Source organism: Mycobacterium paraffinicum (assembly GCF_025822865.1).
GTDB classification, from domain to species: domain Bacteria; phylum Actinomycetota; class Actinomycetes; order Mycobacteriales; family Mycobacteriaceae; genus Mycobacterium; species Mycobacterium paraffinicum.
In genome coordinates this window covers 308,488-323,866 of sequence record NZ_JACKUR010000010.1, presented here as the reverse complement: position 1 = coordinate 323,866, position 15,379 = coordinate 308,488, and the positions used below count along the sequence as shown (strand labels likewise).

Here is a 15,379-nt window from a genome sequence, read left to right as displayed (position 1 = left end):
CGGATATCCACTTGAGTTGCTCTGGGACAATGGAGGCAATGAGTACCGCGTCAGCACCCGTGATGGCCCGCATAGACCTGCGGGGGGTCGAGCTGACGGCTGCCCGATTGCGGACCGCGCTCCCGCGCGGCGGCGCCGACGTGGAGAGCGTGCTGCCCAAGGTGCGGCCGATCGTGCAGGCCGTGGCCGAGCGCGGCGCCGAGGCGGCGCTGGAATTCGGGGCGTCGTTTGACGGTGTGCGCCCCGCGGCGGTCCGGGTGCCCGAGGCGGCTCTGGCGGCGGCGCTGGCCGGCTTGGACTCCGACGTCGTGGACGCCCTGCGGCTGATGATCGAACGCACCCGCGCGGTGCACGCCGACCAGCGCCGTGCCGACGTCACCACCACGCTCGGCCCGGGCGCGACGGTCACCGAGCGGTGGGTGCCGGTCGAGCGGGTGGGCCTGTACGTGCCCGGCGGCAACGCGGTGTACCCGTCCAGCGTGGTGATGAACGTGGTGCCCGCGCAGGCCGCAGGCGTCGACTCGCTGGTGGTGGCCAGCCCGCCGCAGGCCCGCTTTGACGGCCTGCCGCATCCGACGATCCTGGCCGCCGCCCGGCTACTCGGGGTCGACGAAGTGTGGGCCGTCGGCGGCGCGCAGGCGGTGGCGCTGCTGGCCTACGGCGGCACCGACATGGACGGCCGGGACCTGGCGCCCGTCGACATGATCACCGGGCCCGGCAACATCTACGTCACCGCCGCCAAGCGGCTGTGCCGCTCGCGCGTCGGCATCGACGCCGAGGCCGGGCCCACCGAGATCGCCATCCTCGCCGACCACACCGCCGACCCCGCGCACGTGGCCGCCGACCTGATCAGCCAGGCCGAACACGACGAGATGGCCGGCAGCGTGCTGGTCACCCCGAGCGAGGACCTGGCCACCGCGACCGACGCCGAGGTGGCCGCTCAGCTAGGCACCACGGTGCATCGCGACCGGGTGACCGCCGCGCTCGGCGGCCGCCAGTCGGCGATCATCCTGGTCGACGATCTCGACGCCGGCATCCAGGTGGTCAACGCCTACGCCGCCGAGCACCTGGAGATCCAGACCGCCGAAGCGCCGGCGGTCGCCGGCCGAATCCGTTCGGCCGGAGCCATTTTCGTCGGTCCGTATGCGCCGGTGAGCCTCGGCGACTACTGCGCCGGATCCAATCACGTGCTGCCCACCGCGGGCTCCGCCCGCCATTCCAGCGGCCTGTCGGTGCAGACCTTCCTGCGCGGCATCCACGTCGTCGACTACACCGAGGCCGCCCTCAAGGACGTCTCGGGACACGTGGTCACGCTGGCCAAGGCCGAAGATCTTCCGGCGCACGGCGAGGCGATCCGGCGGAGGTTCGAGCGATGACCGGCGCGGAGAACCCAACGCTGGACGACCTGCCCCTGCGCGAGGACTTGCGCGGCAAGTCACCCTATGGCGCACCACAACTGGCCGTCCCGGTGCGGCTGAACACCAACGAGAACCCGCACCCGCCCAGCCGGGCGCTGGTTGATGATGTGGTGCGGTCGGTGGCCGAGGCGGCCGCCGACCTGCACCGTTATCCCGATCGCGACGCGGTGGACCTGCGCCGCGATCTCGCCGGTTACCTCACCGCGCAGACCGGCGTGCAGCTCGGGGTGGAAAATATCTGGGCCGCAAACGGATCCAACGAGATCCTGCAACAGCTGCTGCAGGCATTCGGCGGGCCCGGGCGCACCGCGATCGGGTTCGCCCCGTCCTACTCGATGCACCCGATCATCGCCGGCGCCACGCGCACGGAATGGCTGGAGGGTGTCCGCGCCGACGACTTCAACCTCGACGTGGACAGGGCGGCCGCCGCCGTCACCGAACATCGACCCGATGTGATCTTCCTCGCCAGCCCGAACAACCCGTCCGGGCAGAGCGTTTCGCTGCCGGCTCTGCGGCGGCTGCTCGACGCGGTGCCGGGCATCTTGATCGTCGACGAGGCCTACGGTGAGTTCTCCTCCGAGCCGAGTGCCGTCGCGCTGGTGCGGGAATATCCGACCAAGCTCATCGTCACCCGCACCATGAGCAAGGCGTTCGCCTTCGCCGGCGGCCGGCTCGGCTACCTGATCGCCACGCCCGCGGTGATCGACGCGATGCTGCTGGTCCGGCTGCCGTATCACCTGTCGTCGGTCACGCAGGCCGCGGCCCGGGCCGCGCTGCGGCACGCCGACGACACCCTGAGTAGCGTTGCGGCACTGATCGCCGAACGGGAACGGGTCACAACCGCCCTGACCGGCATGGGTTTTCGCGTGATCCCCAGCGATGCGAACTTCGTGCTGTTCGGACAATTCGCCGACGCACCGGCCGCCTGGCAGCGCTACCTGGACGCCGGCGTCTTGATCCGCGACGTCGGGATTGCCGGCTACCTGCGGGCCACGACCGGACTGGCCGAAGAGAACGACGCGTTCCTGCGGGCCAGCGCCCAAATCGCCGCCACCGAACTGGCCCCAGCCACCCCAGTAGGAGCCCCGTGACCACTATTGCGACTCGGCGCGCGCGTATCGAGCGTCGCACCAAGGAATCCGACATCGTCATCGAGCTCGACCTCGACGGCACCGGGCAGGTCCACGTCGACACCGGCGTGCCGTTCTACGACCACATGCTGACGGCGCTGGGCACCCACGCGAGCTTCGACCTGAACGTCCGCACCAAGGGCGACGTCGAGATCGAGGGCCACCACACCATCGAGGACACCGCCATCGCGCTGGGGCAGGCGCTCGGCCAGGCCCTCGGCGACAAGCGGGGCATCCGGCGGTTCGGCGACGCCTTCATCCCGATGGACGAGACGCTGGCCCACGCCGTGGTCGACGTGTCCGGCCGGCCCTACTGCGTGCACACCGGTGAGCCGGATCATCTGCGGCACACCACCATTGCCGGCAGCTCGGTGCCCTACCACACCGTGATCAACCGGCACGTCTTCGAGTCGCTGGCCATGAACGCTCGCATCGCGCTGCACGTGCGCGTCCTCTACGGGCGCGACCCGCACCACGTCACCGAGGCGCAGTACAAGGCGGTGGCGCGCGCGTTGCGTCAGGCCGTCGAGCCCGATCCCCGGGTATCGGACGTGCCGTCCACCAAAGGTGTTCTGTGACAAAACCATCCGTCGTGGTCCTGGATTACGGCTCGGGCAACCTACGGTCGGCCCAGCGCGCGCTTGAGCGGGCGGGCGCATCGGTCGAGGTGACCGCCGACGCCGATGCGGCGGCCGCCGCCGACGGGCTGGTGGTGCCCGGCGTCGGGGCCTTCGAGGCCTGCATGACCGGCCTGCGCAGAGTCAAGGGGGACCGCATCATCGCCGACCGGGTCGCCGCCGGGCGCCCGGTGCTGGGCGTCTGTGTGGGCATGCAGATCCTGTTCGCCAGCGGCGTCGAATTCGGTGTGCAGACAACGGGTTGCGGCCAGTGGCCGGGAGAGGTCACCCGGCTGGATGCCCCGGTGATCCCGCACATGGGCTGGAACGTCGTCAACGCCGGGGGAGGCACCACCCTGTTCAAGGGGCTGGACGCGGACACCCGGTTTTATTTCGTGCATTCCTACGCCGCGCAGCGCTGGGAGGGTTCGCCCGATGCCGTGCTCACCTGGGCCACCCACCGGGTGCCCTTTCTGGCCGCCGTCGAGCAGGGTCCGCTGTCGGCCACCCAGTTTCACCCCGAGAAGAGTGGGGATGCGGGTGCGGCCGTGTTGCACAACTGGATTGAGGCACTGTGACGAGCGGCTTGGGAGGGAATGTGTTGATCTTGTTGCCCGCGGTCGACGTGGTCGAGGGCCGCGCCGTGCGGCTGGTCCAGGGCAAGGCGGGCAGCGAAACCGAATACGGCTCGGCGCTGGACGCGGCGCTGAATTGGCAGCGCGACGGGGCGGAATGGATCCATCTGGTGGACCTGGACGCGGCGTTCGGACGGGGCTCGAACCGCGAACTGCTGGCCGAGGTGGTCGGCAAGCTCGACGTGCAGGTCGAGCTGTCCGGTGGGATCCGCGACGACGACTCGCTGGCCGCGGCGCTGGCCACCGGCTGCGCCCGGGTCAACCTGGGCACGGCGGCCTTGGAGAACCCCCAGTGGTGTGCCCGCGCGATCGGCGAGCACGGCGACAAGGTGGCCGTGGGACTGGATGTCCAGATCGTCGACGGACAGCACCGACTGCGCGGACGCGGCTGGGAAACCGACGGCGGCGACCTGTGGGAAGTGCTGGAACGCCTTGACGGCGAAGGGTGTTCGCGCTTCGTCGTCACCGACGTCACGAAGGACGGCACGCTGGGCGGCCCCAACCTCGACCTGCTGGCCGCCGTCGCCGAGCGCACCGACGCCCCGGTGATCGCCTCCGGCGGTGTGTCCAGCCTGGACGACCTGCGCGCGATCGCGACCCTCACCGACCGCGGGGTCGAGGGCGCCATCGTGGGCAAAGCCCTCTATGCCGGGCGGTTCACCCTGCCGCAGGCGCTGGCCGCGGTCGCGGGGTAGGGCCGTGGCGGACCTGGACGCGTTGGTGGAGAAGGCTTCGGCGATCCTCGACGACGCCACCGAGACGTTCCTGGCCGGCCACCGCGCCGATTCGGCGGTCCAGAAGAAGGGCAACGACTTCGCCACCGACGTCGACCTCGCGATCGAGCGGCAGGTGGTCGGCGCGCTGGAAGAGACGACCGGCATCGGTGTGCACGGTGAGGAGTTCGGCGGCGCCGACGTCGACTCGGAGTGGGTGTGGGTGCTGGACCCCGTCGACGGCACGTTCAACTACGCGGCCGGATCGCCGATGGCGGGGATCCTGCTCGGCCTGCTGCATCACGGCGACCCGGTCGCCGGGCTGACCTGGCTGCCCTTCGTCGACCAGCGCTACACCGCCGTGGTGGACGGTCCGTTGATGAAAAACGGTGTCGCGCAGCCGCCGCTGGCCGACATCGACCTGGCCGACGCCCTGATCGGCGCCGGCTCGTTCAGCGCCGATGCGCGGGGCCGGTTCCCGGGCCGCTACCGGATCGCGGTGCTGGAGAATCTGAGCCGGGTCTCGTCGCGGTTGCGGATGCACGGGTCCACCGGACTCGACCTGGCCTACGTCGCCGACGGAGTCCTCGGTGGCTCGATCAGCTTCGGCGGTCATGTGTGGGACCACGCCGCCGGCGTCGCGCTGGTGCGGGCGGCGGGTGGTGTCGTCACCGATGTCCACGGTCAGCCGTGGAGCCCCGCGTCGGATTCCGCACTGGCCGCGGGCCCCCGCGCACACGCCGAGATACTCGAGATCCTGCGCAACACGGGCCGACCGGAGGACTTCTGAGATGTCCACCGCCAATGGCCTTGCGGTGCGGGTGATTCCGTGCCTGGACGTCGACGCCGGACGAGTCGTCAAGGGGGTCAACTTCGAAAACCTCCGCGACGCGGGCGATCCCGTCGAGCTCGCGGCCGCCTACGACGCCGAGGGCGCCGACGAGCTCACCTTCCTCGACGTCACCGCCTCGTCGTCGGGCCGGGCGACCATGCTGGACGTGGTGCGCCGCACGGCCGAAGAGGTTTTCATTCCGCTCACCGTCGGCGGCGGGGTTCGCACGGTGGCCGACGTCGACGTCCTGCTGCGCGCGGGGGCCGACAAGGTTTCGATCAACACCGCCGCGATCGCCCGGCCCGACCTGCTGGAAGAAATGGCGCGGCAGTTCGGTTCGCAATGCATCGTGCTGTCGGTCGACGCCCGCACGGTGCCCCCGGGGTCGGTGCCCACACCGTCCGGTTGGGAGGTCACCACCCACGGCGGACGCCGCGGGACGGGGATCGACGCCGTCGAATGGGCTTCCCGCGGCGCCGATCTGGGCGTAGGGGAGATCCTGCTGAACTCGATGGACGCCGACGGCACCAAGGCCGGGTTCGACTTGCCGATGCTGCAGGCGGTTCGCTCCGCGGTCACTGTGCCGGTGATCGCAAGTGGCGGCGCCGGCGCGGTCGAACACTTCGCGCCGGCCGTCGCGGCCGGCGCCGATGCGGTGTTGGCGGCCAGCGTCTTTCACTTCGGGGAGCTGACCATCGGCCAGGTGAAGGCCGCGATGGCCGCCGAAGGGATCACCGTGCGATGACGCTGGACCCACGGATCGCCGCGCGACTGAAGCGCAACGCCGACGGCCTGTTCACCGCCGTCGTGCAGGAGCGTGGCAGCGGGGACGTGCTCATGGTCGCGTGGATGGACGACGCGGCGCTGGCCCGAACGCTCGAAACCCGTGAGGCGACCTATTATTCGCGGTCGCGCGGCGAGCAGTGGGTCAAGGGTGCGACGTCCGGTCACACCCAACACGTGCACTCGGTGCGGCTGGATTGCGACGGCGACACCGTGCTGCTGACGGTCGACCAGGTGGGCGCCGCATGCCACACCGGCGACCACAGCTGCTTCGACGCCGACCTGCTGCTGGCACCGGAGTCCTAGGTTGCTGCGGCCCGAGCCGGCGCCCCGGCACTAAATCGCGGTGCGACGCTGCCGCCGGGCGGCGGCCAGGAAGTCGACCCAGGACACCACGTCGGAGTGCTGCCTGAGCAGGGCGCGCCGCTGGCGTTCCGTCATGCCGCCCCAGACTCCCCACTCGACCCGGTTTTCGAGCGCATCCGCGCCGCACTCCAGGACCACCGGGCAGTGCCGGCAGATCGTCGCGGCCCTTCTCTGGGCGGCGCCGCGAACGAACAACTCATCCGGGTCGCCGGCGCGACAGAGTGCTTTGGAAACCCAGGCGTCGCGAACCTCAGTCTTCACACTGCGGAGATGGTTTCGGATCGGACCGTTGGTGCCGCCTTCTGCGGTGGTTCGGGTAGCTGACACCGCTTCCCCCTTTGCTCCGGCCGCGCTGAGAGTTCAGCGTTCGGATATGTGGCTGTTCTGATTTCCCTCCGGCCGAGCCCGTGTAAACCCGAGGCGAATGTTGGGACCGTATGAAACGTCGCCGGACAAACGTAGGGGCTTTGGTCGCATACGTCCGGGGACTTTCGGCTCAAGGCTCCGCGGCATCACCGTCGCGCCGGCCGAAAAATCACGACCGAGGTCCGAGGTCGCCCGATCGCGAGCCGTGGATGAGAATGGCGGTCGATGTTGAGACGGGTGTCGTGGACCGCGGTCGTACCGCTGCTTGCCGTCGCCGTGCTGGCCGTGATCTGGGGCGAGAAGCTCGGCCCGGCATTGGTCGCGCTCGCGGCGGCGTTGCTCATCGGAGCCGTGCTGGCCGCGGTGCACCACGCTGAGGTGGTCGCCGCGCGGGTCGGTGAGCCGTTCGGCTCGCTGGTGCTCGCCGCCGCGGTGACGGTGATCGAGGTGGCGCTCATCGTCTCGCTGATGGCGTCCGGGGGCAACGAGGCCGCGACCCTGGCCAGGGACACCGTGTTCGCCGCGGCGATGATCACCACCAACGGCATCGCGGGGCTATCGCTGCTGCTCGGCTCGCGGCGCTACGGCGTGACGCTGTTCAACGCCGAGGGCAGTGGCGCCGCGCTGGCCACGGTCACCACGCTGGCGACGCTGAGCCTGGTGCTGCCCGCCTTTACCACCAGCCAAGTGGGCAGGGAGTTCTCCCCGGGCCAACTGACGTTCGCGGCGGTCGCGTCATTGCTGGTCTATCTCGTCTTCGTCTTCACGCAGACGGTGCGCCACCGCGACTTCTTCCTGCCGGTCGCGCAGAAGGGCCAGAAGAAGCGGCTGTTCGAGGATGAAAGCCACGCCGAGCCGCCGAGCCGCGGCGCCGCGCTGGGCAGTCTGGGGCTGCTGCTGGTCGCCCTCGTCGCGGTGGTGGGACTGGCCGAGGAGGAGTCACCGGCCGTCGAGAGCGCGGTGACAGCGGTGGGCTTCCCGCAGTCATTCGTCGGCGTGGTGATCGCCACGCTGGTCCTGTTGCCGGAGACCCTGGCGGCCGCGCGCACGGCGCGCCAGGGCCGCATCCAGACCAGCCTCAACCTGGCGTATGGCTCGGCTATGGCCAGCATCGGGCTCACCATCCCGGTGATCGCCCTGGCGTCCATCTGGCTCAAGGGGCCGTTGGTGCTCGGCCTGGGCCCCATTCAGCTGGTCCTGCTAGCGCTGACCGTCGTGATCAGCATGCTGACGGTCGTTCCGGGGCGCGCCACCCGGCTGCAGGGGGAGCTGCATCTGGTACTGCTCGCCGCCTACGTGTTCCTGGCGATCAGCCCGTAGGCGCTGACCGGCTGCGCAGTGTCTCCAACGCCTTGTCGGCGTGGGTGTCCATGCTGAACTCGCTGGAAATCACGTTGAGCACCGTGCGATCGGTGTCGATGACGAAGGTGGTGCGCTTGACCGGCAGCAGCTTGCCGAGCAGGCCACGCTTCACGCCGAACTGCGCGGCGACGGTGCCCCCGGTGTCCGACAGCAGCGGGTAGTCGAACTTCTGCATGTCGGCGAACTTGGCCTGCTTCTGCACGGGATCGGCGCTGATGCCGACCCGATTGGCGCCCACGGCGGCGAACTCCGCGGCCAGGTCGCGGAAATGACAGGCCTCCTTGGTGCAGCCGGGCGTCATCGCGGCGGGGTAGAAGAACAGCACCACCGGTCCGCCGGCGAGCAACTCGCTGAGCTTGCGCGGCGTCCCCGTCTGATCGGGAAGTTCGAAGTCCGCGACGGTGTCACCAGTATTCATGGGCGCCAGGCTACGCCGATGGCCTGATCAGCCCATCTGCGAGGATGGTTCGGTGCACGCCCACCTCGCCGCGACGACCTCCCGAGAGGACTTCCGCCAGCTCGCAGCCGAGCACCGCGTCGTTCCGGTGACCCGCAAGGTGCTGGCCGACAGCGAGACGCCGCTGTCGGCCTACCGCAAGCTGGCCGCCAATCGCCCGGGCACGTTTCTGCTGGAATCCGCCGAGCACGGCCGATCCTGGTCGCGGTGGTCGTTCATCGGCGCCGGCGCGCCGTCGGCGCTGACCGTCCGCGACGGGGAAGCGGTCTGGCTGGGCGCCGTGCCGCAGGACGCGCCCACCGGCGGCGACCCGTTGCATGCGCTGCGGGCCACCCTCGAGCTGCTGGCCACCGGCACCCTGCCCGGGCTGCCGCCGCTGTCGGGCGGCATGGTCGGTTTGTTCGCCTACGACATGGTGCGACGCTTGGAACGCCTGCCCGAGCTCGCCGTCGACGACCTGCAGTTGCCGGACATGTTGCTGCTGCTGGCCACCGACGTGGCGGCGGTCGACCACCACGAGGGCACCATCACGCTGATCGCCAACGCGGTGAACTGGAACGGCACCGACGAGCGGGTCGACGAGGCCTACGACGACGCGCTCGCGCGCCTCGACGTGATGACCTCGGCGCTCGGCCAGCCGCTGCCGTCTACGGTCGCCACGTTCGACCGGCCCGAGCCGCGGTACCGCTCGCAGCGCACCGTCGAGGAGTACGGGAAGATCGTCGACTACCTCGTCGAACAGATCGCCGCAGGCGAGGCGTTCCAGGTCGTCCCCTCCCAGCGCTTCGAGATGGACACCGCCGTCGACCCGATCGACGTGTACCGGATGTTGCGGGTCACCAACCCGAGCCCGTACATGTACCTGCTGCATGTGCCGAATGGCAGTGGCGGGACGGACTTTTCGGTGGTCGGTTCCAGTCCGGAGGCGCTGGTGACCGTCACCGAGGGCTGGGCGACGACGCACCCGATCGCCGGGACGCGGTGGCGCGGGCAGACCGAGGAAGAGGATCAGCTGCTGGAGAAGGAACTGCTGGCCGACGAGAAGGAGCGCGCCGAGCACCTGATGCTGGTGGACCTGGGGCGCAACGACCTCGGCCGGGTCTGCGCGCCGGGCACCGTGCGCGTCGAGGACTACAGCCACATCGAGCGCTACAGCCACGTCATGCACCTGGTGTCGACGGTGACCGGGATGCTCGCCGAGGGCCGGACCGCCCTGGATGCGGTGACGGCCTGCTTCCCGGCCGGCACGCTGTCGGGCGCACCGAAGGTGCGGGCGATGGAGCTGATCGAGGAGGTGGAGAAGACGCGTCGCGGCCTCTACGGCGGTGTCGTCGGCTACCTCGATTTCGCCGGCAACGCCGACTTCGCGATCGCCATCCGCACCGCGCTGATGCGCGACGGCACCGCCTATGTGCAGGCAGGCGGCGGCGTGGTGGCCGACTCGAACGGGCCCTACGAGTACACCGAGGCCGCCAACAAGGCGCGCGCGGTGCTCAACGCGATCGCCGCCGCCGAGACGCTGGCCGCCCCGGACACCGGCGGCCATGACTGAGGCCCGGCCGGGTCGGCGGGCCCGACTGATCGTCGGGGTGGCCCAGGTGTTGCTGGTGCTGGCCGCGGCGGCGCTGTGGGCGGCGTCCCGGCTGCCCTGGGTGGTGATCCGGTCGTTCGACGGGCTGGGGCCGCCGCGGGAGGTGACGCTGTCCGGCGCGTCGTGGTCGACGGCGTTGTTGCCGTTGGCGGTGCTCATGCTGGCAACGGCCGTGGCGGCGATCGCGGTGCGCGGCTGGCCGTTGCGCGTGCTGGCCGGGCTGCTGGCGGTGGCCAGCCTGGCGGTCGGATATCTCGGGGTCAGCCTGTGGGTGCTGCCGGACGTCGCCGTGCGCGGGGCCGATCTGGCGCACGTCGCGCTGATGTCGCTGGTGGGCAGCGAGCGACGCTATTGGGGAGCCGGCATCGCGGTGGCCGCGGCGGCGTGCACCCTCATCGCGGCCGTCCTGTTGCTGCGGTCGGCCGGAGATTCCGGGTCGGCCCGGTTGAGCGCGGAAAAGTATGCGGCACCGGCGACGCGCCGCTCAAATGCGCTACGCGAGGGCACCGATGGCGCGATGCTGGAGCAGCCGGAGACGCCGGAAATGTCGGAGCGGATGATCTGGGACGCGCTTGACGAGGGCTGTGACCCAACGCGGGAGCCGACCGATCGGCCGCACGGCTCGGACACCGAGGGTCGGTGACGGGCCGCCAGCCGAGGGCCGCTACCCTTCATTCACGTCGTCGCGATCGACCGGAGTTCGTCAGGTAGGCCGTCGGGTGGCGATGGGTAACGGCGCGAAGGGAAGCAACAGGCATGAGTCCGGCTACCGTGCTTGACTCCATCCTCGAGGGAGTCCGGGCCGACGTCGCCGCGCGCGAAGCCCTCATCAGCCTGTCCGAAATCAAGGCCGCCGCTGCCGCCGCCGCGCCGCCGCGTGACGTGATGGCCGCGCTGCGCGAGCCCGGCATCGGCGTCATCGCCGAAGTGAAGCGCGCCAGTCCGTCGGCGGGATCGCTGGCGACCATTGCCGATCCGGCAAAACTGGCCCGGGCCTACGAGGACGGCGGAGCCCGGATCATCAGCGTTCTGACCGAGGAGCGCCGTTTCCACGGCTCCCTCGACGACCTCGACGCCGTTCGGGCCGCGGTCTCGATACCGGTGTTGCGCAAAGACTTTGTCGTGCAGCCATATCAGATCCACGAGGCCCGTGCCCACGGCGCCGACATGCTGTTGCTCATCGTGGCCGCGCTGGACCAGTCGGCTCTGGTGTCGATGCTCGACCGCACCGAATCACTGGGCATGACAGCCCTTGTCGAGGTGCACACCGAGGAGGAGGCTGACCGGGCGCTGAAGGCCGGGGCCAACGTAATCGGTGTCAACGCGCGCGATCTCGCCACGCTGGAGGTCGACCGGGACTGCTTCGCGCGGATCGCGCCCGGGCTGCCCAGCAACGTGATCAGGATCGCCGAGTCCGGCGTCCGCGGCACCGGGGACCTGTTGGCCTATGCCGGCGCCGGTGCGGACGCCGTCCTGGTCGGCGAGGGTCTGGTCAAAAGCGGTGACCCGCGCGCCGCGGTCGCCGACCTGGTCACCGCGGGTACCCACCCGTCCTGCCCGAAACCGTCTCGCTAGTCGTTAAGTCAGTTGAAGAGCCCCGGCGCTGAAACGTTGAACCCGATGAGCCGTCCCCGCGTAGAGCCTTGGTGATGGTCAACCTGTCCCACCCGGACCTTCCCCTTCCGAGTGCAGCCGTCGCCGAACCCACCCGTCACGAACCCGACGCCGGTGGTCATTTCGGTCTCTACGGCGGGCGGTACGTCGCGGAGGCGTTGATGGCGGTGATCGAAGAGGTCACCGCCGCCTACGAGAAGGAACGCATCAACCCCGATTTCCTGGACACCCTGGATGACCTGCAGGTCAACTACGCCGGCCGGCCGTCGCCGCTGTACGAGGCCAGGCGGCTGTCCGAGCATGCCGGCTCGGCGCGCATCTTTCTCAAGCGAGAAGACCTGAACCACACCGGTTCTCACAAGATCAACAACGTCCTCGGTCAGGCATTGCTGGCCAAGAGAATGGGCAAGAACCGGGTCATCGCCGAGACCGGCGCCGGCCAGCACGGCGTCGCCACGGCCACCGCGTGCGCGCTGCTCGGCCTGGAATGCGTCATCTACATGGGTGCCGTGGACACCGCCCGCCAGGCGCTCAACGTGGCGCGGATGCGGCTGCTGGGCGCCGAGGTCGTGTCGGTCCAGAGCGGCTCGAAAACGCTCAAAGATGCCATCAACGAGGCGTTTCGGGACTGGGTGACCAACGCCGACACCACCTACTATTGCTTCGGTACCGCGGCGGGGCCGCATCCCTTTCCGGCCATGGTGCGCGATTTTCAGCGAATCATCGGGTTGGAGACGCGCGTGCAGATCCAGGCCCAGGCCGGCCGGTTGCCCGACGCGGTCGTGGCCTGTGTCGGGGGCGGATCCAACGCCATCGGGATCTTTCACCCGTTCATCGACGACCCGGGGGTGCGCCTGGTCGGCTTCGAGGCGGCCGGCGATGGCGTCGAAACGGGAAGGCACGCAGCGACATTCGCCGGGGGTTCGCCGGGGGCTTTCCAGGGGTCGTTCTCTTACCTGCTGCAGGACGAGGACGGGCAGACCATCGAATCGCATTCGATCTCAGCGGGTCTCGATTATCCGGGGGTGGGCCCCGAACACGCATATCTCAAGGAGATCGGGCGTGCCGAATACCGGCCGATCACCGACTCCGAGGCGATGGATGCGTTCGCGCTGCTGTGCCGCACCGAGGGAATCATCCCGGCCATCGAATCCGCGCACGCGGTCGCCGGTGCGGTCAAGCTCGGCCTCGAATTGGGGCAGGGTGCCATCATCGTGGTGAACCTGTCGGGCCGGGGTGACAAGGACGTCGAGACGGCCGCGAAATGGTTCGGCTTGATGGGGCCCAGCGAGCGATGACGGTGGAACAAAAGCAAGCCAGCCGGCTCGGGCCGGTTTTCGACATGTGCCGCAAAGACAATCGCGCGGCGCTGATCGGTTATCTGCCCACCGGTTACCCCGACGTGGCGGGTTCGGTCGACGGAATGCTCGCCCTGATCGAATCCGGCTGCGACATCATCGAAGTCGGTGTGCCGTATTCGGATCCCGGCATGGATGGGCCGACCATCGCCCGGGCCACCGAGGTCGCGCTGCACGGGGGAGTGCGGGTGCGGGACACCCTGGCCGCGGTCGAGGCGATCAGTGCGGCCGGCGGCCGCGCGGTGGTGATGACCTATTGGAATCCGGTGCTGCGGTATGGGGTCGACGCGTTCGCGCGGGATCTCGCGTCGGCCGGGGGGCACGGCATGATCACTCCAGATCTCATCCCCGACGAAGCCGGCCAGTGGCTGGCCGCAGCTGAGGAGCATCGGTTGGATCGCATTTTTCTGGTGGCGCCCTCGTCGACGCCGCAACGGCTGGCGATGACGGTCGAGGCGTCGCGCGGCTTCGTCTACGCTGCTTCCACGATGGGGGTCACCGGGGCGCGTGACGCGGTGTCGAACGCCGCGCCCGAACTGGTGCAACGGGTGAAGGCGGTGTCGGACATACCCGTCGGTGTCGGGCTCGGGGTGCGGTCGCGCGAGCAGGCGGCGCAGATCGGCAGCTACGCGGACGGCGTCATCGTCGGCTCCGCGCTGGTATCGGCGCTCGGTGAGGGCGGGTTGCCCGCGTTGCGGGCGCTGACCCAGGAGCTGGCCGCAGGCGTTCGGCAGAAGGCATCCGCCTGATGACGACGTTGCCGACGTATTTTCCCAGCCCGCCCCAGGGTGTTTGGCACCTCGGGCCGCTGCCCATTCGCGCCTACGCGCTGTTCATCATCACCGGCATCGTGGTGGCCCTGCTGATCGGCGACCGCCGCTGGGAAGCCCGCGGCGGGCAGCGCGGGGTGATCTACGACATCGCCCTGTGGGTGGTGCCGTTCGGGTTGGTGGGTGGCCGGCTCTATCACCTGGCCACCGACTGGCGGACCTATTGGGGGCCGGGCGGCGCCGGGTTGGCCGGGGCCATACGCATTTGGGACGGCGGCCTGGGCATCTGGGGCGCGGTAGCCCTGGGCGGCGTCGGCGCGTGGATCGCCTGCCGGCGTCACGGGATTCCGCTTCCGGCATTCGCCGACGCGATTGCGCCGGGAATCATTCTGGCGCAGGCCATCGGCCGGCTCGGCAACTATTTCAACCAGGAGCTCTACGGCCGCGAGACCACCCTGCCGTGGGGTCTGGAAATCTTCTACCGCCGTGACCCGTCGGGATACATCGACCCCCATTCGCTGGACGGCGTGTCGACGGGCCAGGTGGCACTCGTCGTGCAGCCGACGTTCCTGTACGAATTGATCTGGAACGTCCTGGTTTTCGCCGTATTGATCTACGCGGACCGACGATTCGCGTTGGGCCACGGGCGACTCTTTGCGTTGTACGTGGCCAGCTACTGCGTCGGGCGCTTCGGTGTCGAGTTGCTGCGCGACGACACCGCCACTCACATCGCGGGCATCCGGATCAATTCGTTCACATCGACTTTCGTGTTCATCGGGGCCGTGGTGTACCTCATGGTGGCGCCGAAGGGACGCGAGGCCCCCGAAAGCCTGCGCGGCAACGAGGCCGAGGAATCCGCGGAAGCGGAACCGGCGGAAGAGCTCGCGACCGTCGCCGCCGCTGGGGCATCGACCGCGGCGGACGGGGCCGGCACCGAATCCGCCGACGAAGCCGAAACGGATAAGGCCGACGAAGCCGACGAGCCGGAAAGCGCGGAGGCCGAGACGGTCAGCGCGGAGGCCGCGGACACCGACGAAGCCGGGGCCGAGGAGGCCGAGGCGGAAGAGTTCGAAGCCGAAGCGGAAAAGGCGGAAACCGAACAGGCGGAAGCCGAGGAGCCCGAAGCCGACGAGGCCGACGAGGAAGAACCCGAACAAGCCGAGGCGGAAGAGCCCGAAGCCGAAGCGGAACAGGCCGACGAGGCCGAAACCGAAGAAGCCGAAAAGCCCGAAGCCGAAGAGCCCGAATCCGAGCCAAAGCCGGCACCGGACTCGGCCGAACCGGCTTCGGCCGCCGAGCCGTACAAGACACCACGCAACCGGTGGCGGCTGCGAAGGAATCGGTCGTCGAAACCCTAGTGACCGCGC

The 15,379-nt window shown here is 69.6% G+C and carries 17 protein-coding genes; 15 read left to right on the top strand and 2 right to left on the bottom strand.

The genetic code is table 11. The annotated features are described in order from the left end of the window. Positions 1-59: 59 nt before the first annotated feature. From hisD to hisI, 8 genes are read left to right on the top strand one after another with little or no spacing between them, the layout of a single operon-like run. The gene (hisD, locus tag H7J89_RS01555) at positions 60-1,376 is read left to right on the top strand and encodes a histidinol dehydrogenase (RefSeq protein WP_264035960.1); all 1,317 of its coding nucleotides are present in this window, start codon (positions 60-62) and stop codon (positions 1,374-1,376) included. Next, the gene (locus H7J89_RS01550) at positions 1,373-2,509 is read left to right on the top strand and encodes a histidinol-phosphate transaminase (RefSeq protein WP_264035796.1); all 1,137 of its coding nucleotides are present in this window, start codon (positions 1,373-1,375) and stop codon (positions 2,507-2,509) included. Before hisD ends, H7J89_RS01550 begins: the two co-directional genes overlap by 4 nt. Next, positions 2,506-3,126 (top strand): imidazoleglycerol-phosphate dehydratase HisB, encoded by a 621-nt coding sequence (gene hisB, locus H7J89_RS01545; RefSeq protein WP_067204021.1) that lies wholly within the window; start codon positions 2,506-2,508, stop codon positions 3,124-3,126. Before H7J89_RS01550 ends, hisB begins: the two co-directional genes overlap by 4 nt. Beyond that, the gene (hisH, locus tag H7J89_RS01540) at positions 3,123-3,743 is read left to right on the top strand and encodes an imidazole glycerol phosphate synthase subunit HisH (protein WP_264035795.1); all 621 of its coding nucleotides are present in this window, start codon (positions 3,123-3,125) and stop codon (positions 3,741-3,743) included. Before hisB ends, hisH begins: the two co-directional genes overlap by 4 nt. Before the next feature lie 20 nt (positions 3,744-3,763). Further along, the gene (gene priA / locus H7J89_RS01535; protein WP_264035794.1) at positions 3,764-4,495 is read left to right on the top strand and encodes a bifunctional 1-(5-phosphoribosyl)-5-((5-phosphoribosylamino)methylideneamino)imidazole-4-carboxamide isomerase/phosphoribosylanthranilate isomerase PriA; all 732 of its coding nucleotides are present in this window, start codon (positions 3,764-3,766) and stop codon (positions 4,493-4,495) included. 4 nt (positions 4,496-4,499) lie between these two features. Next, the gene (locus H7J89_RS01530; RefSeq protein ID WP_264035793.1) at positions 4,500-5,303 is read left to right on the top strand and encodes an inositol monophosphatase family protein; all 804 of its coding nucleotides are present in this window, start codon (positions 4,500-4,502) and stop codon (positions 5,301-5,303) included. A gap of 1 nt (position 5,304) precedes the next feature. Then, on the top strand, positions 5,305-6,090 hold the full coding sequence (gene hisF / locus H7J89_RS01525) for an imidazole glycerol phosphate synthase subunit HisF (protein WP_264035792.1): 786 nt from the start codon (positions 5,305-5,307) through the stop codon (positions 6,088-6,090). Further along, the gene (gene hisI, locus H7J89_RS01520; protein ID WP_264035791.1) at positions 6,087-6,434 is read left to right on the top strand and encodes a phosphoribosyl-AMP cyclohydrolase; all 348 of its coding nucleotides are present in this window, start codon (positions 6,087-6,089) and stop codon (positions 6,432-6,434) included. Before hisF ends, hisI begins: the two co-directional genes overlap by 4 nt. Before the next feature lie 30 nt (positions 6,435-6,464). Here hisI and H7J89_RS01515 read toward each other — a convergent pair whose 3' ends face one another. After that, the gene (locus H7J89_RS01515; RefSeq protein ID WP_308205045.1) at positions 6,465-6,821 is read right to left on the bottom strand and encodes a WhiB family transcriptional regulator; all 357 of its coding nucleotides are present in this window, start codon (positions 6,819-6,821) and stop codon (positions 6,465-6,467) included. Between the two features lie 264 nt (positions 6,822-7,085). Between H7J89_RS01515 and H7J89_RS01510 the strand changes: the two genes are divergently transcribed. Then, positions 7,086-8,180: a calcium:cation antiporter gene (locus tag H7J89_RS01510; protein ID WP_264035790.1), complete on the top strand. Its 1,095-nt coding sequence runs from the start codon at positions 7,086-7,088 to the stop codon at positions 8,178-8,180. Here H7J89_RS01510 and H7J89_RS01505 read toward each other — a convergent pair. Further along, a complete protein-coding gene (locus H7J89_RS01505; RefSeq protein ID WP_264035789.1) occupies positions 8,170-8,640 on the bottom strand; it encodes a peroxiredoxin in 471 nt (156 codons plus the stop codon). The genes H7J89_RS01510 and H7J89_RS01505 overlap by 11 nt on opposite strands. Positions 8,641-8,692: 52 nt before the next feature. Between H7J89_RS01505 and H7J89_RS01500 the strand changes: the two genes are divergently transcribed. The 6 genes from H7J89_RS01500 to H7J89_RS01475 all read left to right on the top strand — a co-directional run bounded on the left by H7J89_RS01500 (position 8,693) and on the right by H7J89_RS01475 (position 15,370). Continuing rightward, a complete protein-coding gene (locus H7J89_RS01500; protein WP_264035788.1) occupies positions 8,693-10,231 on the top strand; it encodes an anthranilate synthase component I in 1,539 nt (512 codons plus the stop codon). Beyond that, positions 10,224-10,913, top strand: coding sequence for a TIGR02234 family membrane protein (locus H7J89_RS01495; RefSeq protein ID WP_264035787.1), 690 nt, complete (start codon positions 10,224-10,226; stop codon positions 10,911-10,913). The genes H7J89_RS01500 and H7J89_RS01495 overlap by 8 nt, the downstream gene beginning before the upstream one ends. 113 nt (positions 10,914-11,026) lie before the next feature. After that, complete coding sequence (gene trpC, locus H7J89_RS01490; protein WP_066953187.1) at positions 11,027-11,845, top strand: indole-3-glycerol phosphate synthase TrpC; 819 nt, start codon at positions 11,027-11,029, stop codon at positions 11,843-11,845. Positions 11,846-11,919: 74 nt separating this feature from the next. After that, positions 11,920-13,182, top strand: a complete 1,263-nt coding sequence (gene trpB, locus H7J89_RS01485; RefSeq protein ID WP_276041549.1) for a tryptophan synthase subunit beta — start codon at positions 11,920-11,922, stop codon at positions 13,180-13,182. Next, positions 13,179-13,991, top strand: coding sequence for a tryptophan synthase subunit alpha (gene trpA / locus H7J89_RS01480; RefSeq protein WP_264035785.1), 813 nt, complete (start codon positions 13,179-13,181; stop codon positions 13,989-13,991). The genes trpB and trpA overlap by 4 nt, the downstream gene beginning before the upstream one ends. Next, positions 13,991-15,370 (top strand): prolipoprotein diacylglyceryl transferase, encoded by a 1,380-nt coding sequence (locus H7J89_RS01475; RefSeq protein WP_264035784.1) that lies wholly within the window; start codon positions 13,991-13,993, stop codon positions 15,368-15,370. Before trpA ends, H7J89_RS01475 begins: the two co-directional genes overlap by 1 nt. Positions 15,371-15,379 lie beyond the last annotated feature (9 nt).